The organism is Cryobacterium sp. 10I1, from assembly GCF_035019805.1.
Classification (GTDB): domain Bacteria; phylum Actinomycetota; class Actinomycetes; order Actinomycetales; family Microbacteriaceae; genus Cryobacterium; species Cryobacterium glucosi.
The window spans coordinates 1-18,046 of the sequence record NZ_JASJVF010000047.1; the positions used below are offsets into that span (position 1 = coordinate 1).

The following is an 18,046-nucleotide window of genomic DNA, read 5'->3' on the forward strand; positions in this document are numbered from 1 at the left end:
CTGGTGCGGGCTGAGCGCGCGGCAATTCTGGCTGCGCACGTCGACGCTGTGGATCGCAGCGCCCTTCGCGGGCCTGACGACGGTGCTGTATGGCCGCGACTCCGGAGCGGTGCTCCTGACAATCGGTTTCGTGACGGTGACGGACGGCTCGGTCCAGCTCGGCCTGGCCATCGCGCTCCGGGTACTCGCGATCGGCCTGCCGGGAATCGTCCTCCTGGCCACGACGGACCCCACCGACCTCGCCGACGGGCTCGCGCAGGTGCTGCGCCTGCCGGCCCGGTTCGTGCTCGGCGGACTCGCCGGCCTGCGTCTCGTCGGCATGTTCATCGAAGACTGGCGCTTCCTCAGCCTCGCCAGGCGCGCACGGGGTGTCGGCGACGGCGGCGGACCGATCGGGGCCCTCCGCCGCTTCTTCGGGCCGGCCTTCGCCCTGCTCGTCATCTCGGTACGCCGCGGGAGCAAGCTCGCAACGGCTATGGAGGCCCGCGGCTTCGGGACGGCGCCGCGCACCTGGGCACGCGCATCGGCGATCGGGGCAGGGGACGCCGTGATGCTCGGCCTCGGCCTCGGTATCGCCGGCATCGCGATCGCGGTTGCGGTCTGGGCGGGGACGTGGCATTTTGTCCTCTCCTGACCAGGTGCTGCTCGCCCCGGTGCTGGCGGCGATCGCGGCGTTCCAGAGGGCGGATGCCGGGCCCATCGTGATCCTGATCGACGGGCCGAGCGGTGCGGGCAAGAGCACCCTCGCCGACCGCATCCTCGACGCCTGGCCGTCGACCGCCGGGCCGACGAGAGTGCGGCCCGCACTCATCCGTCTCGACGACATCTATCCAGGCTGGAACGGACTGGCCGCCGCGAGCGCACACCTGACCGAACACGTGCTGCACCCGTTCCGGGCCGGACTGCCCGGCGCCTGGCGCCGCTATGACTGGGGAGCGGACGCGCCTGCGGAATGGCATCCGGTCGACCCGGCCCTTCCGCTCCTCGTCGAGGGCTGCGGCACGCTCTCAGCGGCCAATGCCGGCCTGAGCGACGTACGGATCTGGCTCACTGCCGACGACGAGGAACGCAAGCAGCGGGCCCTCGCGCGGGACGGTGAGGCATTCCGGTCGCACTGGGACCAGTGGCAGGCAGAATGGCAGGGATTCCTCGTGCGGGAGGAACCCGGACGATGGGCGACGATCGAACTCGACGGGACCCCCGGCCTCCGTGGAGATCGGGGAAATCGGGGAGATCGGGGAAATCGGACTAGCGTTAGGTCATGACTAGTCCAGCTCCCGAAGAAGTGTTCTACACCGCCGAATTCATCGATGGCCCCCTCGAGGGACAGGTCGATTCCCGAGTCCTCGTGCGGGGCGCGCATGACAGCCGGATCAGCATGGTCTCGCTCGTCGAGGGCATCGAGACCCTGTTCTGGTACGACGAGGTCGACGAACGCGACGTGCAGGGCCGGATCCATGTGCGCTACCGCTTCGACGCGACGGACAGCGACCCGTACGTGCCGGAAGACCAGCCGGAGTAGCCGCTACTGCTCCAGGAGTGCCGAGATCATCGGCACCGGGTTGAGCAGGCGCCAGCCGGGTCCGGGGGCGCTGATCGTCGTATCGAGCACGAGGGGTGAGGTCACGGCCTCCCCGCTCGCATCCACGGTGACCCGGCCGACCGTCGTACCGGAGCGGCCGGTCGCGAACGCGTCCAGGTCAAGCGCGGGTGCTCCTACCGGAGCGGCCTGCCAGCCGAAGCGGGTCTTGGCCGTCTTCACGACGCCAGAGGCCGTCGCGTCCCAGGGAGCGTCGAAACGCACGTACGCCGCGCCCTCCGCGAGGATCGGGAGGTCGGTGACTCCGGCCTTTGCACTGGCCATGAGCGCCTTCAGGTCGGTCGTCAGCGTGTCGTAGTCCGGCTCGCCGATCACGGCACCGGCGAAGGTGAAGGCCGCCGGCGCGGTTCCCACGCTTGCGGTGAACAGGAAACAGACGCCGCCGGCGTCCGTGTAGCTGCGGGAGAGGCCGGTGATGCCCTCCTCCGGCAGGTAGGCGGTCGTGTTGTCGACTCCGCGCTGGCCGACGAGGGCGGATGCCGGGCTCGCGAGGATCTGGCTGATCACCGGGTTGGTCGCAGCGAGGCCCGCGAGCCGCGCCAGGTCCGTTCCGGTCCCGACGCTCGCATCCGCGAGGCCCGTGGCGTCCGCGACGTGGATGCCGGCCAGGCCCTCCTTCGTGAGCCAGGCGTTGGCGGCCGTGACGTAGGCGTCGAGGGAGCCGAAGGCCCACCGGGCGAGGGTATCCGCGTGGTTGTTGCTCGAACCGAGGATCATCGCCTGCAGGAGTTCCTGCTGCGTCCAGGTTTCGCCGGGGAAGACGATGACCGTGCGGGCACCGTTGGCCACGTAGTCGAGGTAGTCCTGGTAGTCGGCCGGCGTGATCGGCACCCCGGGCCCTGCGGCGCCGGCGTCGAGGGGCTTGGCCGAGAGCACGACCAGGGCGGCGACGATCTTCGCCGCGGCGGCCATCGGCAGCGGGGTTGTGCTGCCCGCTGCGGCGATCGGGGTGGTCGCGACCGTCGTCGCGGTCGTTGCCGCGCCGGCGGCCGGCGGCACGAGGCTCACGACGGCGCTCGTGCCCGCGGCAGGGAGCACCGGGGGAGTGGCGGCTGTCGCGGCGGCCGGTGCCGACACCACGGTCGCCTTCACCATCGGGAGCGGCCCGAGGAGCGTCGCGGGCCCGTAGACGCCGATGACAAGGATCGCCAGGGCACCGACCGTGATACCCAGGGCGCGGCCGGGCCGGAATTTACTCATGAGTCGAGGCTAACAAGTGCGGGTCATCCCCAGCCGAGCTCGTGCAGCCTGTCGTCATCGATCCCGTAGAAATGGCCGATTTCGTGCACGAGGGTGATGTGCACCTGATCGCGGAGCTCATCGAGGGAGTCGACGATCGCGAGCAGGGACTCCCGGTACAGGATGATGCGGTCCGGCATCTCGCCGAAACCGTACTGGTCGCGGTGTGTCAGGGCGACGCCGTCGTAGAGGCCGAGCGTGTCGAGGGAGCCGTCCTCCGGACGATCCTCGACCACGAAGATGACGTTCTCGAGCCCGTCGACCATGTCGTCGGGCAGGAGATCCAGCTCGTCGACGACGACCTTCTCGAATTCCTCGTGACTGAATTCATCGGGGCTGAGCTGCGGCATCCGTTCAGCATCTCACAGTGTTGATTTCACACAGTACTGATCGTGAGGTGCTGAACGGATGCCTGCTCTACTTGGGGTGACTGACGGGGCTTGAACCCGCGACCTTCCGGACCACAACCGGACGCTCTACCAACTGAGCTACAACCACCATGTGCTGCGCTTTTCCCGAAGGAGCAGCGGCAACTCAAGAATTCTATTACACGTTTGGAGTGAATGCTGACACGGCTTCTGCCGCGCTCGCTTTTGCCTCGTCGCTCGTGGGTCCGGGGTCGGCCACGAACACGGTCTGGCGGTAGTACGCGAGTTCGCGAATCGACTCGAGGATGTCTGCGAGTGCGCGGTGCCCGCCGTCCTTCACCGGGGCGTTGAAGTACACCCGCGGGTACCAGCGACGGGCGAGTTCCTTGATGGAGGAGACATCGACGTTACGGTAGTGCAGCTGGTTGTCGAGGCGCGGCATGTACTTCGCGAGGAACGAGCGGTCCGTTCCGATCGAGTTTCCGGCGAGCGGCGCCTTCTGCTCCGCGGGAATGAACCTGAGCACGTACTCGAGGACCTCGAATTCGGCTTCCGCGGCGCTGACCCCGTTCGGGATCTCCTCGATGAGGCCGGAGGTCGTGTGCATGTTGCGCACGAAGTCGTTCATATTCGCGAGCGCGGAGGCGTTCGGCTTGATGATGATGTCGAGGCCCGGGTCGATCACGTTGAGGTCGTAGTCGGTGATGACCACGGCAATCTCCACCAATTCATCGTTTTCCAGGTCTAACCCGGTCATCTCGCAATCAATCCAGACCAACCGGTCACTGCTTTTTGTCATGGTCCGAGTCTAGCGGCGGGGTCCGACGCGGTCCCCGGCCCGCCAGCGAGCCCGGGCCGGGCCTGGCCGGCGGATGGCCGGGGCGGCGGGGTCTGGGTCTGCGGTATCGTTGAAGCGCTCCGCGCCCCCGTAGCTCAGTGGATAGAGCAGCGGCCTTCTAATCCGCTTGTCGTTGGTTCGATTCCAACCGGGGGCACCACACCACACCACGCACGGCATTTCCGCGCAGCGGATGCCACGACACCCATTCATCGGATCCGGAGCAGGCTTCCGGCGCCCAGCGGGTACTCTCCCGGCCGGGGTCCCGTGGCCTCGACCAGGATCGGCCCGCTTGACGCCCCGCGGTCCGTGGTGGGAAACCAGGGACGGCCGGGTGAGACGAGGATCAGCAGGCCGTCGGTGTCTCCGACCGGTGCGAAGCTGCGGCCGGGCTCACCGGCGTACGGCCGGACATCCGCTTCGGTCTTCAGGAATTCGGCCGTCGCAAGCACGTCGTCCGTCGCGACGCCGACCTCGCTGATGCAGAGCAGGTCGGCGCTCGTGAATGCGCCGCGGGTGTTGTTGTCGAGGTCGCGACGGACGATGAACTCGAGGACCGAGCGGTCCGGCCCAGTGAAGTAGAGCGAGCGGGCGTTCCAGGCTGCGAACTCGAACTCGTCGGCATCGGGAGTGCCGATCAGGGCGGATCGGGGCTCGAGCCACTGCCGGGCTGCTGCGAACGTGTTCGAGGGGATCGTGACGGCCAGGTGGTGCCGGCCGACGGCGTCCTGGTCCTCAGAGAGTTCGAGCAGGGTCGTCCCGATGCGCACCTCAATCGTGGTCGGTTCCCTGGCGACCGTCCTGTCGACCGTGAGGAGGAGGACGTTCTCGAAGAATTCCGCTGCTTCGCTCGTGTCCCGAATGCGCGCGGACACCTTCGTGATCTGCATGGCTCCAGTCAAGACCTCCGCGTGGATGAAACAAAGCCCGCCGGACACACCCCGCTGAACAAACGCCGCTGAACAAAGCACCTCTCGCCGGGCGGCCGGGCCGGCCGTTTTGATAGATTCGATGCATGGGAGAACTTCAGGCGCGCATCATCGCCGAACTGCATGTGTCACCGACAATTGATCCGGCTACCGAGATTCGACGACGGGTGGACTTTCTCAAGGAGTACCTGGTGGGCTCGGGTGCGAAGGGGCTGATCCTCGGCGTCAGCGGTGGACAGGACTCCTCCCTCGCCGGGCGACTGGCCCAGATCGCAATCGAGGAGCTCGACGACGCCGGACAGGAATTTGAGTTCGTCGCCGTACGGTTGCCGTATGCCGTGCAGCACGATGACGCCGATGGCGAACTCGCGCTCGACTTCATCCAGCCGCACACCGCGCTCACCTTCAACGTGCAGCGCGCGGTCGACGGCATCGCGGCCGAATACGAGGACAGCACCGGCGAGACGCTGCCCGACTTCGACAAGGGCAACACCAAGGCCAGGGAGCGGATGGTCGCCCAGTACGCCATCGCCGGGGCGCGCGGACTCCTCGTGATCGGCACCGATCACGCCGCAGAGGCCGTCACGGGCTTCTTCACCAAGTACGGGGACGGCGGCGCGGACGTGCTGCCGCTCACCGGCCTGACCAAGCGCCAGGGCAGGGCGCTCCTCATCGAACTCGGGGCGCCGAAGCACCTCTACCTCAAGGCGCCGACGGCCGACCTGCTCGACGGCAATCCTGGCCAGACCGATGAGGACAACCTCGGCCTGCGCTACGAGCAGATCGACGACTACCTCGAGGGCCTCCCCGTCGACGAGGAGGTCGCTGCGGCGATCGAGGCACGGTTCCTGAACACGGAGCACAAGCGCCAGGTTCCGGCATCCCTCTTCGACCAGTGGTGGCGCTGAGCCCCGTGGCACCTGCAGTACGTCCCGCCGGACGCCGTTAAGCACGAATCGCCCGGAGCATCGAATGCTCCGGGCGATCTGCGGTACTGCCTGACCTGAGCTACTGCCTGACTACGGCTGCCTGACTACGGGTGGTTGATCGGTGCCGGACGCACCTCGAGGGCCTGGACATCGTCGAGGAGGCGCTGGGTCTCCGTCGACGGCGTGGACTGGCTCGCCGCGTGCACACTCGGCGTGGGCGGTGCGGGGACGGGCGCTGCCGGAAGGGCCTCGTTGAACTGGTCGTGGTGCTGCTGGGCTGCCCACGCATCCTGCTGGGCGAGAAGGCTGGATTCCGAGGTGGAGTTCTGCGTCTTCCACCGGTCGAGGTCGCTCTGGAACACCTTGCGGGTACGGCGGGGCTTGTCCTGCCACTCGATCAGTCGATCGCGGAATTCCAGCAGGGCGGGCTCGAGCTGGTAGCCGAATGTCGCCGAGGTGCGCTTGAGCTCGTTGAGCTGGTGCGAGGCCCAGTTGGCCGCGACGCCGGCGCCGGGAATCGGAAGCAGGCGAACCTGGATGTCGGCCTGGCCGACGGCACGGTCCGCCATGACCTGTTCCTGCGGGGTGAGCGAATTCCAGACGGATGCCTCGGTTGCGGCATCGATGAGGGCGCCGATGGCCGCAGCCTTGAGTTCCCTGTCGTGCTGGACGAGGAGCTGCTTGATGGCGCCGCGCCCGATCAGGGCCGTGAGAACGCCGGCGATCAGGATCGCGACAATGAACACTACGGCTGTGTTCACCACGGTCTGGTTGCTGGCTGCCGTGAGCCAGGATACGAAACTATTCCACCACGTCATGTGCGGCACTTTATCCTGAGCGCGGCGGGTTGGACGGCTTTGCCGACGGCGTGCCTCAATGTGGTCGGATATCTCACCGTGGCCACGGCGGGCTAGCGGAAGCAATCCGCGGCATCCGCCAGCTGCCAGAAGGTGCCCAGATCGAGGGTGCGGGTGGCCGGGAGCAGCCGCCGGGCCGCGAAGGACTCTCCGCGGTCGTCGAGCTTGCGTTCGATGTGGCCGAGGACGGCGCCCGAACGGCCGGTGACCCGCCAGAGACCGTCTTTCACCGGGACGAGGGCGAGGCCGCGAACGGACGCGACCTCGGGGAGAGCGGCTCGAAGCGGGGCCAGGAACGGGGTGTCGGTCATGGGGTCCTCCGGTGCCGGGTGGCGGGGTCTCGGGTAGCTGGTGCTGTGCTCAGCACGCTACGGGGGACCCCCGACATTCGACCGGCTGCCCGGTCGGCACCGGTAAACGAGGATGTCAGGAGCGCTAAGGCAGCTGGATGGCGCCGGTGACTCCGGGACCGGCCAGGTCCAGGTCAACGGGCCGGTTGGCCCGTGCCGTCTGCGCCACCACGATTCCAGCGAGGACGAGCAGTGCGCCGAACGCCTGGACGCCGTCGAGTGTTTCCCCGAGCCAGAGGAATGCGAACGCGAACGCGAAGATGACCTCAGACGCGGACACGATGCCCGCAGCCGTCGCGGTCAGGCGGGCGAGGGCCATATACGAGAGCAGGTACGGGGCGAAGGAGCCGAGCACCCCGTTCCAGAGCAGGAGTGTCCAGAGCGGAGCTGCCACGGTCGCGAGGTTGCCGTGCAGGTGCACGGTTTCCGTGAGGAGTGCGGGGCCGATCTGCCACCATCCGCTGAACAGCAGCCAGAACGCGCTCGCGAACAGCATCGACCAGAACGCGACGGCGAGGGGCGAGGAGGTCGCGACCTGGCGCTCACCGACGAGGAAGTAGATCGCGAGGCAGATCGCCGCCGCGACGCCGGCGATGACCCCGAGCGTCGACAGCGGGCTCGCCCAGATCTGCGCGACGATGGCCATGCCCACGAGGACGCCCCCGATCGCCCACCAGATTCGTGGCTTGACGCGCTCCTTGAACGCGAAACGCGCCACGAGGGCGATCAGGAGCACCCCGGAGTACTCGAGCATGAGCGCTATCCCGACGGGGAGCAGACTGATCGCGACGGCGTAGAACCACTGGATGAGTGCGACCCCGGCGACGCCGAGCAGCGCCATGACGGCGAGCTGGCTCCTGTCGATGCGGAATGCCCGCCGGTTCGTCACGAGCAGGACGGCGCCCGCGAGCGCCATGATCACCGTGACCCTGACGAAGGTCAGCTGCGCGGGGGACAGCCCCGCCTCAACGATGACCTTCGTCGTCGAGCCGTTGAGCCCGAAGAGCAGGGACGCGAGGAGCGCGTACAGATACCCCAATCAGGAGTCCCGGCCGGTGCCGTGCACCGCGAACGGTTCGATGCCGGTGATCTCGGCCTCGCTGAGAGCCGGCGCGTCGAGGGCGGCGACGGTCTGTTCGAGCTGGTGAACGCTGCTTGCCCCGACGAGCACGCTCGTCACCTGCGGCTGACGCAGGATCCACGTCACCGCCAGCTGGGCCAGGGTCTGGCCCCGGCCGAGCGCGATCTCGTTGAGGGCCCTTGCCCGCTCGAAATAGGTGTCCGTCAGGGCGTTCTCCGAAAGGAAACGGCTCGTCGCCGCGCGAGAGCCCTCCGGGACACTCCCGCCGAGGTAGCGGTCGGTGAGGAGACCCTGGGCGAGGGGGGAGAAGACGATGCTGCCGATGCCGAGCTCGTCGAGCACGGGGAAGAGGCCGTCCTCGATGTGCCGGTCGAACATGGAATACCGCGGCTGGTGGATGAGGAGCGGGATCCTGTGCTCGGCGAGTGCGGCGGCAGCGGCCCTGGTCTCCTCAGGGGAGTAGTTGGACACGCCGACGTAGAGCGCCTTGCCCTGCTGGACGGCGGTCGCGAGGGCGCCCATCGTCTCCTCGATCGGGGTCTCCGGGTCTGGACGGTGCGAGTAGAAGATGTCCACGTAGTCGAGGCCGAGGCGCCCGAGGCTCTGGTCGAGGGACGACAGCAGGTACTTGCGCGAACCGAAGTCGCCGTATGGGCCCGCCCACATGTCGTACCCGGCTTTGCTCGACACGATGATCTCGTCGCGGTACGGCCTGAAGTCCTCCGCGAAGACCCGGCCGAAGTTGGTTTCGGCAGCTCCATACGGCGGGCCGTAGTTGTTGGCGAGGTCGAAGTGGGTGACGCCGAGGTCGAAGGCCCTGCGGAGGATGGCCCGCTGGGTGTCGATGGGGCGTTCGTTTCCGAAGTTGTGCCAGAGGCCGAGCGACAGGGAAGGGAGCTTGAGGCCGCTCCGTCCGGTCCGGCGATAGGTCATGTCCGAATAGCGGTTCTCAGCGGCGACAAAGCTCATGGAATCACTCTAGGGCCGGAGGGGAGGGTCCCCTCCTCAACAGGCATCCGTTCCGTGGCGTCTTCCCCGCACAGGGATGCCGCGGACCGTCCTCCCGCACGCGGCCGCACACTCGGAGGTGACCCGGGGGCGTCGGAGACAGGCACGAGCGTCGCCCCCGGGCCGACGCCGGGCGAGCGTCCGGCGACGACCAGGACGGGAGACCCATGAGCAACAGCATTACCGTGACCGGAATCGTGGCGACGACGCCGCGCCACCTCGTGACGAGCGCAGGCCTCGCGATCACCTCCTTCAGGCTGGCCTCCGGGCAGCGCCGGTACGACCGGACCCTGCACAGCTGGGTCGACGCCGACACGAACTGGTACACCGTGACCGCATTCCGTCACCTTGCGCACAACGTCGTGCGTTTGGTGCGGAAGGGCGAGCATGTCTTCGTCGCCGGGCAGCTTCGGGTGCGGGCGTGGCAGAACGCCGAACGATCCGGCACCTCCGTCGAGGTCGAGGCCGAGGCGGTCGGCCACGACCTGTCCTGGTGCACGACGAACTACCTGCGCCCGGTCACGGACGCGGCCGCGGTCCGGGGGCTCCCGACTGCGCCGGATCCGGCCGGCGCGTCGGGCGCTTCCTCCGGCGAGACAGTCCCGCCCGCCGGTGTCACGACCGTCGTCACTGGCGAGTCGGCCGTGCGGTCGGTTTAGACTCGATGGCACTGGCCGCACCGCGGCCTCGGGAGGACACACGTGCCGGCAGTACACAGGACGACAATCCGGCCCGTGGTCGCCGTCGTCATCGCCGGCCTTGTTGTCGCAGCCCTGGCCGGCTGCTCCGCAAGCACCGCTGAACCCACGCCCGTCGCGGCCACACCGACAAGCGTTCCGGTTGCCACCGCCACGGCGGCGCCGGCACCGGCCGTGCGGCCCGAACTCGGCGCCCAGGCGAACCTCGCATACTTCAACCAGGTCGCTGCGGCCGTTGATCCCGCGACGGGCGGTCGCGGCTTCGTGGACGCTCTCGTCGCCGCCGGATTCGACAAGGCGATGATGGAGGTCGGGTTCGACAAGACGAGCGTCAATCTCGACGCCGACTCCGTGCAATTCTCGGTCCGCTTCCCCGACGGCTGCCTGATCGGACAGAACGGGTCGAAGTCCGGCGGGTACCACAGCATGGTCACGTCCGCGATCTCGACCGGCCGGTGTCTGATCGGGGCCACGCGGCAAATAGACTGGTAAGCACTATGGCCGAATTTATTTATACGATGGTCCGCGCACGCAAGGCGGTAGGCGACAAGCTCATCCTCGACGACGTCACGATGTCGTTCTTCCCCGGCGCCAAAATTGGCATCGTCGGGCCGAACGGCGCCGGAAAGTCCACGATCCTCAAGATCATGGCCGGGCTCGACACCCCGAGCAACGGCGAGGCGAAACTCTCGCCCGGCTACAGCGTCGGCATCCTGATGCAGGAGCCGGAACTCGACGAGACCAAGACGGTCCTCGAGAACGTGCAGGAAGGCGTCGGCCCGATCAAGGCCAAGGTCGACCGGTTCAACGAGATCAGCGCCGCCCTCGGCGAACCCGACGCGGACTTCGACACCCTCCTCGCCGAAATGGGCACACTCCAGGAAGCCATCGACGCCGCCGACGCCTGGGACCTCGACTCCCAGCTCGAACAGGCGATGGATGCCCTCCGCACGCCGCCGGGAGACTCTGCCGTCGCCGACCTCTCCGGTGGTGAGAAGCGCCGCGTTGCGCTGACGAAGCTCCTGCTCCAGAAGCCGGACCTGCTCCTCCTCGACGAGCCCACCAACCACCTCGACGCCGAAAGCGTGCTCTGGCTCGAGCAGCACCTCGCCCAGTACGCCGGCGCCGTGCTCGCCGTCACCCACGACCGGTACTTCCTCGACCACGTCGCCGAATGGATCGCCGAAGTCGACCGTGGCCACCTCTACCCCTACGAGGGCAACTACTCGACCTACCTTGAGAAGAAGCAGGAACGGCTCATGATCGCGGGCAAGAAGGACGCGAAGATGGCCAAGCGTCTCGCCGATGAACTCGAGTGGGTCCGCTCGAACGCCAAGGGACGCCAGGCCAAGTCCAAGGCACGTCTCGCCCGCTACGAGGAGATGGCCGCCGCGGCCGAGAGCACCCGCAAGCTCGACTTCGAAGAGATCCAGATCCCGGTCGGCCCGCGTCTCGGTGCCCAGGTCATCGACGCGAAGAAGCTGCACAAGGGCTTCGGCGACCGCGTGCTCATCGACGGGCTCAGCTTCACCCTCCCGCGGAACGGCATCGTCGGCATCATCGGGCCGAACGGCGTGGGAAAGACGACCCTGTTCAAGACGATCGTCGGCAAGGAGCCGCTCGACGGCGGCGAGCTGAAGATCGGCGAGACCGTCGACATCTCCTACGTCGACCAGGACCGCACCGGAATCGACCCGAACAAGTCCCTCTGGGAGGTCGTCTCCGACGGCCAGGACTACATCCAGGTCGGCAAGACCGAGATCCCGTCCCGCGCCTACGTGTCGACCTTCGGATTCAAGGGACCCGACCAGCAGAAGAAGGCCGGCGTGCTCTCCGGTGGAGAGCGCAACCGCCTCAACCTCGCGCTCACACTCAAGCAGGGCGGAAACCTGCTGCTCCTGGATGAGCCGACTAACGACCTCGACGTCGAAACCCTCGGCTCCCTCGAGAACGCGCTCCTCGAGTTTCCCGGTTGCGCCGTGGTCATCACTCACGACCGGTGGTTCCTCGACCGGATCGCGACCCACATCCTCTCCTACGAGGGCACGGATGAGAACCCGGCGAGCTGGTACTGGTTCGAGGGAAACTTCGAGTCCTACGAGCAGAACAAGATCGAGAGGCTCGGCCCCGACGCCGCGAAGCCGCACCGGTCCGCGTACCGCAAGCTCACGCGCGACTAGGCCGGGAACGGGCCAGCGAGATGAAGCTGCACGTGCCGATCAGCCTGCGCTGGTCAGACCTCGATGCATACGGCCACGTCAACAACGCCTCGATGCTGCGCCTCCTCGAGGAGGCGCGCATCCAGGCGTTCTGGCTCGACGACGAGGTTGAGCCTGGCTCGGGGGCCGGGACCGCCGTTCTCGACGGCCGGCCGGGCGCGGCAACGCTGACCGTGATCGCGCGCCTCGAAGCCGAGTACCTGTTGTCGATCCCGTACCTGCGGCAGCCGGTGGACATCCGTCTCTGGCTCGGCAAGGTCGGCGGGGCGAGCCTCGAGGTGTGTTACGAGGTCTGGGGGCCGGTGGAGGCCGAGTCGGCGGTGCTGTACGCGCAGGCCAGCACCACGATCGTGCTCATCGATGCGGCGACCCAGCGCCCGCGCAAGATCACCGACGAGGAGCGTGCGGCGTGGCTGCCCTACCTCGAAGACCCGGTGCGATTCACCCGCAGGGCTGCCCTTCCGGAAGACTGAACTCCATCCGTTCAGCTTGCGGTGACGGAGTCTCCCGAAACCGAGACGGTGATGCCGATCAGTGGCTTCGGGGCGGGGCCCGCGAGAACGGCGCCCGTTGCCGTGTCGAACTTCGAACCGTGGCACGGGCAGTCGAAGGACGTGTCGACGAGTTTCACGATGCAGCCCTGGTGCGTGCACACGGCGCTGAAGGCCACGACCTTGCCTGCGGTTGGCTGGCTGACGAAGATGGCCTTGCCATTCAGGGCGGTCTCGATCGAGCCGCCGACCGGGATGTCGGAGAGCTTGGCGACCACGGTCCCGCCCGCAGACGATGTTGCGGCCCCGGTCGAACCTCCGGCCGATCCGGCGCCGGTGCCGCCCGTCGTGGTCGGGGCGCAGGCGGCCAGGGTCACGGCGGCGGTGCCTGCGGTGCCGATCAGCAGTGCGGTGCGGCGGGAGACCGCGGTGTCGTTCGTCATGATTCTCCTCGTGATGGTGGTCGTGGCGGTCGGTGACGGCGAATGGGCTGCTCCCCGTTCGCAAGCTGGCGCTACTCGTTAGGGTGCTACTAGTTACTACGAAACTGCCCGGTCATCGGTTCAAAGCCCATCACGGAAAATCGACGGACTTCGACAAAACCCGGCGGAAACTGAACGAACGGCGCAGCGAGCCCGTGTTAACGATAGGAGGTGCGCCGTGGCGGAGAAACCCGGACGCGGGGAGCGGCCCGTCGACGCGCGTGCCGACCTGCTGCGCGCCCTGCATGATGCGCACGCCGTGGCGCTCCGTCGGTACGTGACCCGGCTGACCGGGGATTCCGCCCTGGCCGATGACGTCGTGCAGGAGACCCTGTTGCGCGCCTGGCGACTGCCCCGGGTGCTCGACGATGCTGACTCGGCACGCGCCTGGCTCTTCACCGTCGCCCGCCACCTCGTCATCGACGAATGGCGTTCCGCCAGGAACCGCCACGAAATCAGCACAGACGAACTCCCCGAGCGTCTGACGAACGACGCGACGGCAGCGCTCCTCGACGCGTGGCTCGTGGCGGATGCCCTCGACGGCCTCTCCGCAGACCACCGGGCCGTGGTCGTCTTCGCCTACTACCGCGGACAGTCGGTCGCCGAGACCGCACGCTCCCTCGACATCCCGGAGGGCACTGTGAAGTCGCGCCTGCACTACGCCCTGCGTGCCATGCGCCTGAGTCTCACCGAGAAGGGAGTGACCGAGCGATGACCACGACAGGATCCGGTGCATCAGACACCGGGCGCGTACCCCGGTCAGGGCGTGACCCGTACGCCGAGTGGGACGCCGCCTACGTGCTCGGCGCGCTCGCGACCGAAGAACGCCACGACTACGAACGCCACCTGCGCACGTGCGCGGACTGCACCCGTCGGGTTGCCGAGATCGCCGGGATCCCCGGTCTTCTCGGCCTCGTGCCGACCGCCGAGGTGTTGGAGACCGCGGCGTCACCGGGCGTCCTCCCTCGCAGCGACGGCCTGCCGCGGCTGCTCGATGCTGCGCGGCGGCGCAGGCGGCGCGGGCGGATACTGCAGGCCGGGGTCCTGCTCGCCGTGGCGGCCGTCGCTGCGACGGTCGCGATCGTGCTGCCGGCCCGGCTCGCCCCGGCGTCGATCGCGGAACCTCCCGGGGAGCTCGTCACACTGCACCAGGTGGTCCCGAACCCGCTGAGCGCGGATGTCCGCCTGGCGGCTCAGCCCGGCGGCACCCGCATAGACGGCTCGTGCAGCTATGGCCTGCCCGAATCCGGCACCGAATCCGGCACCGGCACCGGCGCCGCGGCCGAGCGGGCGTACGCGATGTTCGTCACGGACCGGAACGGGGAGGCGACGCAGGTCGCGAGCTGGCTCGCGGGTCCCGGCATGACGGTCCCCGTCGCGGGAACCACGAAACTGGACACCGACGAGATCGCGTCCGTCGACATCCGTTTGCAGCCCAACGGCATCGTGCTGCTCGCGGCCGAGCCCGGGGTGGAGCAGGCGCAGTAGTCCCGCGCAGTGATCCCGGGCCGGCTGCTATTCCTTGTTCGCGGGAACCCGGACCATGCCCTCCTGGGCAACGGTCGCGAGCAGGAGACCCTCACGGCTGTAGATGCTGCCGGTGGAGAGTCCTCGGCCGCCCTGGGCGGTGGGGGAGTCCTGGACGTAGAGCATCCACTCGTCGACGCGCCCGAAGCGGTGGAACCACATCGCGTGGTCGAGGCTCGCGACCTTGAGCCCCGGCGTCGACCACGCGATGCCGTGGCGGCGCATGACCGGCTCCATGATCGAGTAATCGCTCGCGTATGCGAGGGCGGCACGGTGCAGGTCGGGGTCGTCGGGAAGCGCGCCGAGGGTCTTCATCCACACGGCCTGGTGACTGGTGTGCTCGCCCTTGACCTGAAGGTAGATCGGCGAAGGCACGTGCCGCATGTCGAACGGGCGCTCGCTCGCCCAGTAGCGGGCGATGGTGTGGTCGACCTGGGCGAGGGACTCCGCTGCGGTCGGCAGCGACTCGGGGTCCGGCAACCCGGCCGGCATGTCGATGTGGTGTTCGAGGCCCTCGTCATCGTCCTGGAACGACGCGATCATCGAGAGGATCGGGTGGCCGTTCTGGTACGCCTGGGTGCGCCGGGTGGAGAAGGAACGGCCGTCGTGGATCCGGTCGACGGAGAACGTGATCGGCTGGCTGACGTCCCCCGGACGGAGGAAGTAGCCGTGCATCGAGTGCGGGTGGCGGTCGTCAGGCACCGTGCGCATCGCCGCGACGAGGGACTGGGCGAGAACCTGCCCGCCGAACACGCGGCCGAGGGGCATCCACTGCGACGGGCCGGTGAAGATGTCCTCGCTCGTGCGCGCCCCTGTGTCGGTCAGGTCGAGGGCGTTCAAGAGACCTTCCATCGGCATGTCCATGCGTCCTCCTCGGCAGTGTGTGCGAAGTCGGTATGAGCCTCGCCGTACCTTGGTAGTTTAGGAGCAGATGAGCCAGTCATTTATTCTCACGGATTCCTTTGCCCTCAGCGATCTGCAGGTCTACCTGTCGCGCGCCAGCCGTATCGAGGACGGTTCGGTGCGCCTGATTTCGGCCGCCGGCGCGCTCGCGGTGTACTCCGCGATCCTCTACCCGCGCGGCCTCCTCGACGGGAGCCCGACCGTGCTCGGCCTGCGCACCTTCGGCCTCGACGAACCCGTCGAACTCGACGCCGTCGTGCCGGTGCGTTCCCTGCTCGATCGGGTCGCCCGCCTCGCCGCCGCGGGAAGCGACCCGGAGGCGCCGGTCGCGGTGACCGTGCCGCTCGAGGTCACTACCGTGACCTGGGCCGGTATCTCCCCGCCCCGGGGTGGCTGGAAACTCCTCGGCGAGACGGATGCCGCGCTCCTGACGGGCGCTGCGGCCGCCGGTATCGACGAGGTCGCCTCCACCGTGCCGCGGGACTCGGGCGCGCAGGTCGTGCAGCGGGTCCGTGCAGAGGTCTGGGGTCGCCCGATCGCGGGACTCGAGATCGTTCCGGCCGGGGCGGCGTTCGCGGCGGTGAGTCTCGGCTTCCTGCCCAAGGACGAACCGGTGCGGCTCTTCGAGACCGGGCCCTGGACCCGGCTCAGCACGAGCCGCGGCCACATCCTCGTGCGTCGCAAGCCCTGGTCGTTGCGCGCCTGACCCGTGCCCGGGAATTCCGGTTGTCCCTCCCGGATCGCGGACTACGATGAACGCGATGACGGAACGAACCAGGGTTGAGGTCGGGCGCCGCGAGGACCTCGGTGCCGACTGCGCCAGTTGCTTCGGACTCTGCTGCGTCGCCCTGGCGTTCACCAGGTCCGCCGACTTCCCGTTCGACAAGCCGGCCGGCGATCCCTGCGAGAACCTCGACGAACGCGACGCGTGCCGCGTGCACGCGGAGTTGCGTCCCCGGGGATTCACCGGCTGCACCGTGTTCGACTGTTTCGGTGCCGGCCAGAAAGTCTCGCAGCAGACCTTCGCCGGCCGGTCCTGGCGGGACGATCCCGGGACCAGGGACGCCATGTTCGCGATCTTCCCGATCGTTCGGCGGCTGCACGAACTCCTCTGGTACCTCGAGCAGGCGATCAGCCTTGTCGGGGACACGGGTGATCCGGCTCCGCTGATGTCGCGCTTCGATCGCGTCAGCGCGCTCAGCCGGGAGCAGCCGGATCGGCTCGCGAGCCTCGACGTCGACGCGGAGTACGACGCGGCCCGGCCGCTGCTCCTCCAGGCGAGCGAGGACGCGCGCAGGGGAATCCTCGGCGAAACCCGGGATCGAGGAGTTCGGCGCCGGCTCGGACCGGGGAGAGACCTGGCGGGCGCGGCACTCACCGGTGCGGACCTTCGTGGACTGAGCCTGCGCGGCTCCCTCCTGATCGGAGCGGATCTCAGCGGAGCCCGGCTGTCGTACTGCGACCTCCTCGGCGTCGACCTTCGCAACGCGAACGTGGCCGGAGCGGACCTCGCAGGCGCGATCTACCTGACCCAGATGCAGGTCAGCAGCGCCAGAGGCGACCAGCTCACCGTCCTGCCCCGGGGATTCGTGCGCCCAGCGCACTGGAGCGCGGGCGAGCAGAACCGCCCGTGAGACGGTATCTCAGATACTGAGGTGCTCAGGGGGTGATCCGGCGTCGTCACCGGACGCGAGCAGTGCCGCCCAGATGTCGGCGCGGGCGTGGAAGGTGCCGAAGTCACGGCCGAGGAGCGCCTCGGCCTGGCTCACCCGGGCGCGCACGGTGTGCCGGTGCACACCGAGCTCGGTGGCCGCTGGACCGAATTGCCCGTTGTGCTCCAGCCAGACCCGGAGCGTGCGGACGAGTTCGGTGCCGTGGACGGCGTCGTGCGCCGTGAGCGGCTGGAGCGTCGCGCGTCCGACCTCCGAGGCATCCGTGCCGGCGAGGAACGCGAGAACGCCCTGTCGGGAGATCACGTCGAATTCGACGATGCCTGGCGCGCCCTCGTGCGAGCGTTCGAGGGCCTGGCGGGCCTGGGCGAGGGCGTGCGGCAGCTCACGGTACCTGGTCCGGTCGGAGAGCCCGAGGTGCAACCCGAAGCCGACGAGCTCATCGAGCAGGGGCCCGGCAGTGGCGTCGACGCACAGGACTACGAGGCCGCCCTGGCGCGCGAAGAACAGGTGTCCAGGGCTCTCCTCCACCCGGAGCTCGAGGAACTCGGTCAGGGCGTCCAGCCGCCCTGGCGCGGGGTCGGTCACGGCGACCCGTACCGGCTCGAACGGGAGTGGCCCCCACATCTCCCCGGAGGTCGCCTGCACGAGGTCGACGTCGCCGCCGAGCAGCGCGTGCAGCAGCCCGGACCTGAGGAGCCCGCGCGCCCGGTCGAGTGCGCTGTTCTGCTCAAGCGCGAGCCCCGCGAGCGCGATCACGCTCGTCACGACCTCCTGGCTGGCTTGGTCGAGCTCGCCGGGACCCCCGTGGGCGAGGACGCCGCGCAGCTGGTCGCGTCGACCCAGGGTCTGCAGGG

Annotated in this window: 23 protein-coding genes and 2 tRNA genes; 13 read left to right on the plus strand and 12 right to left on the minus strand. The window is 68.4% G+C overall.

The window, feature by feature from the left end; translation table 11 throughout:
• The 3 genes from QN345_RS06615 to QN345_RS06625 all read left to right on the plus strand — a co-directional run.
• A partial coding sequence (locus QN345_RS06615; protein WP_323508518.1) for an energy-coupling factor transporter transmembrane component T occupies positions 1-634 on the plus strand: 634 nt, incomplete at its 5' end.
• Positions 635-638: 4 nt separating this feature from the next.
• Entirely contained in the window at positions 639-1,265 is a 627-nt protein-coding gene (locus tag QN345_RS06620; protein ID WP_323508519.1) for an ATP-binding protein, read from the plus strand.
• On the plus strand, positions 1,262-1,522 hold the full coding sequence (locus QN345_RS06625) for a hypothetical protein (RefSeq protein WP_134447692.1): 261 nt from the start codon (positions 1,262-1,264) through the stop codon (positions 1,520-1,522). Before QN345_RS06620 ends, QN345_RS06625 begins: the two co-directional genes overlap by 4 nt.
• Before the next feature lie 3 nt (positions 1,523-1,525).
• Here QN345_RS06625 and QN345_RS06630 read toward each other — a convergent pair whose 3' ends face one another.
• From QN345_RS06630 to orn, 4 genes are all read right to left on the minus strand, one after another.
• The gene (locus QN345_RS06630; protein WP_322189764.1) at positions 1,526-2,800 is read right to left on the minus strand and encodes a hypothetical protein; all 1,275 of its coding nucleotides are present in this window, start codon (positions 2,798-2,800) and stop codon (positions 1,526-1,528) included.
• 23 nt (positions 2,801-2,823) lie between these two features.
• Complete coding sequence (locus tag QN345_RS06635; protein ID WP_134559944.1) at positions 2,824-3,189, minus strand: metallopeptidase family protein; 366 nt, start codon at positions 3,187-3,189, stop codon at positions 2,824-2,826.
• Between the two features lie 72 nt (positions 3,190-3,261).
• A tRNA-His gene (locus tag QN345_RS06640) sits at positions 3,262-3,337 on the minus strand.
• Between the two features lie 48 nt (positions 3,338-3,385).
• The gene (gene orn / locus QN345_RS06645; RefSeq protein WP_134447698.1) at positions 3,386-4,006 is read right to left on the minus strand and encodes an oligoribonuclease; all 621 of its coding nucleotides are present in this window, start codon (positions 4,004-4,006) and stop codon (positions 3,386-3,388) included.
• 123 nt (positions 4,007-4,129) lie between these two features.
• Between orn and QN345_RS06650 the strand changes: the two genes are divergently transcribed.
• Positions 4,130-4,205, plus strand: a tRNA-Arg gene (locus tag QN345_RS06650).
• 49 nt (positions 4,206-4,254) lie between these two features.
• Here the strand turns inward: QN345_RS06650 and QN345_RS06655 are convergent.
• On the minus strand, positions 4,255-4,935 hold the full coding sequence (locus QN345_RS06655; RefSeq protein ID WP_134447813.1) for a VOC family protein: 681 nt from the start codon (positions 4,933-4,935) through the stop codon (positions 4,255-4,257).
• A gap of 125 nt (positions 4,936-5,060) precedes the next feature.
• On the opposite strand from QN345_RS06655, the gene nadE reads away from it, so the two are divergent.
• Entirely contained in the window at positions 5,061-5,882 is an 822-nt protein-coding gene (gene nadE, locus QN345_RS06660; RefSeq protein ID WP_134447815.1) for an ammonia-dependent NAD(+) synthetase, read from the plus strand.
• A 125-nt stretch (positions 5,883-6,007) separates the two neighbouring features.
• Here the strand turns inward: nadE and QN345_RS06665 are convergent, their stop codons facing one another.
• From QN345_RS06665 to QN345_RS06680, 4 genes are all read right to left on the minus strand, one after another.
• The gene (locus QN345_RS06665; RefSeq protein WP_134559940.1) at positions 6,008-6,721 is read right to left on the minus strand and encodes a hypothetical protein; all 714 of its coding nucleotides are present in this window, start codon (positions 6,719-6,721) and stop codon (positions 6,008-6,010) included.
• 92 nt (positions 6,722-6,813) lie between these two features.
• Entirely contained in the window at positions 6,814-7,071 is a 258-nt protein-coding gene (locus QN345_RS06670) for a hypothetical protein (RefSeq protein WP_134447819.1), read from the minus strand.
• Positions 7,072-7,195: 124 nt separating this feature from the next.
• Positions 7,196-8,149 carry a DMT family transporter gene (locus tag QN345_RS06675; RefSeq protein WP_323508520.1) on the minus strand — a complete coding sequence of 318 codons (954 nt, stop codon included), beginning with the start codon at positions 8,147-8,149 and terminating at the stop codon, positions 7,196-7,198.
• Complete coding sequence (locus QN345_RS06680) at positions 8,150-9,160, minus strand: aldo/keto reductase (protein ID WP_134447823.1); 1,011 nt, start codon at positions 9,158-9,160, stop codon at positions 8,150-8,152.
• 206 nt (positions 9,161-9,366) lie between these two features.
• Between QN345_RS06680 and QN345_RS06685 the strand changes: the two genes are divergently transcribed.
• The 4 genes from QN345_RS06685 (at position 9,367) to QN345_RS06700 (ending at position 12,589) form a co-directional block, all read left to right on the plus strand.
• Positions 9,367-9,858 (plus strand): single-stranded DNA-binding protein, encoded by a 492-nt coding sequence (locus QN345_RS06685; RefSeq protein WP_322189762.1) that lies wholly within the window; start codon positions 9,367-9,369, stop codon positions 9,856-9,858.
• 75 nt (positions 9,859-9,933) lie between these two features.
• Positions 9,934-10,389 carry a DUF6993 domain-containing protein gene (locus QN345_RS06690; RefSeq protein ID WP_241975440.1) on the plus strand — a complete coding sequence of 152 codons (456 nt, stop codon included), beginning with the start codon at positions 9,934-9,936 and terminating at the stop codon, positions 10,387-10,389.
• 5 nt (positions 10,390-10,394) lie between these two features.
• The gene (ettA, locus tag QN345_RS06695; protein WP_134447826.1) at positions 10,395-12,077 is read left to right on the plus strand and encodes an energy-dependent translational throttle protein EttA; all 1,683 of its coding nucleotides are present in this window, start codon (positions 10,395-10,397) and stop codon (positions 12,075-12,077) included.
• 20 nt (positions 12,078-12,097) lie between these two features.
• Positions 12,098-12,589 carry an acyl-CoA thioesterase gene (locus tag QN345_RS06700; protein ID WP_134447828.1) on the plus strand — a complete coding sequence of 164 codons (492 nt, stop codon included), beginning with the start codon at positions 12,098-12,100 and terminating at the stop codon, positions 12,587-12,589.
• Between the two features lie 11 nt (positions 12,590-12,600).
• On the opposite strand, the gene QN345_RS06705 is transcribed toward QN345_RS06700, so the two are convergent.
• Positions 12,601-13,050 (minus strand): ubiquinol-cytochrome c reductase iron-sulfur subunit, encoded by a 450-nt coding sequence (locus QN345_RS06705; RefSeq protein ID WP_134447830.1) that lies wholly within the window; start codon positions 13,048-13,050, stop codon positions 12,601-12,603.
• 217 nt (positions 13,051-13,267) lie between these two features.
• Here QN345_RS06705 and QN345_RS06710 point away from each other — a divergent pair, with 217 nt between their 5' ends.
• Both QN345_RS06710 and QN345_RS06715 read left to right on the plus strand, forming a co-directional pair.
• Positions 13,268-13,804 carry a sigma-70 family RNA polymerase sigma factor gene (locus tag QN345_RS06710; protein ID WP_134447832.1) on the plus strand — a complete coding sequence of 179 codons (537 nt, stop codon included), beginning with the start codon at positions 13,268-13,270 and terminating at the stop codon, positions 13,802-13,804.
• Positions 13,801-14,577, plus strand: a complete 777-nt coding sequence (locus tag QN345_RS06715) for a zf-HC2 domain-containing protein (RefSeq protein WP_322189761.1) — start codon at positions 13,801-13,803, stop codon at positions 14,575-14,577. Before QN345_RS06710 ends, QN345_RS06715 begins: the two co-directional genes overlap by 4 nt.
• 27 nt (positions 14,578-14,604) lie before the next feature.
• On the opposite strand, the gene QN345_RS06720 is transcribed toward QN345_RS06715, so the two are convergent.
• Positions 14,605-15,480, minus strand: a complete 876-nt coding sequence (locus QN345_RS06720) for an acyl-CoA thioesterase (RefSeq protein WP_241975439.1) — start codon at positions 15,478-15,480, stop codon at positions 14,605-14,607.
• 67 nt (positions 15,481-15,547) lie between these two features.
• Here QN345_RS06720 and QN345_RS06725 point away from each other — a divergent pair, with 67 nt between their 5' ends.
• On the plus strand, positions 15,548-16,225 hold the full coding sequence (locus QN345_RS06725) for a hypothetical protein (protein WP_134447836.1): 678 nt from the start codon (positions 15,548-15,550) through the stop codon (positions 16,223-16,225).
• Positions 16,226-16,280: 55 nt separating this feature from the next.
• On the plus strand, positions 16,281-17,153 hold the full coding sequence (locus QN345_RS06730; protein WP_322189760.1) for a pentapeptide repeat-containing protein: 873 nt from the start codon (positions 16,281-16,283) through the stop codon (positions 17,151-17,153).
• Between the two features lie 9 nt (positions 17,154-17,162).
• Here QN345_RS06730 and QN345_RS06735 read toward each other — a convergent pair.
• Positions 17,163-18,046 (minus strand): helix-turn-helix domain-containing protein (locus QN345_RS06735; RefSeq protein ID WP_323508521.1); only part of this gene is annotated, 884 nt, incomplete at its 5' end.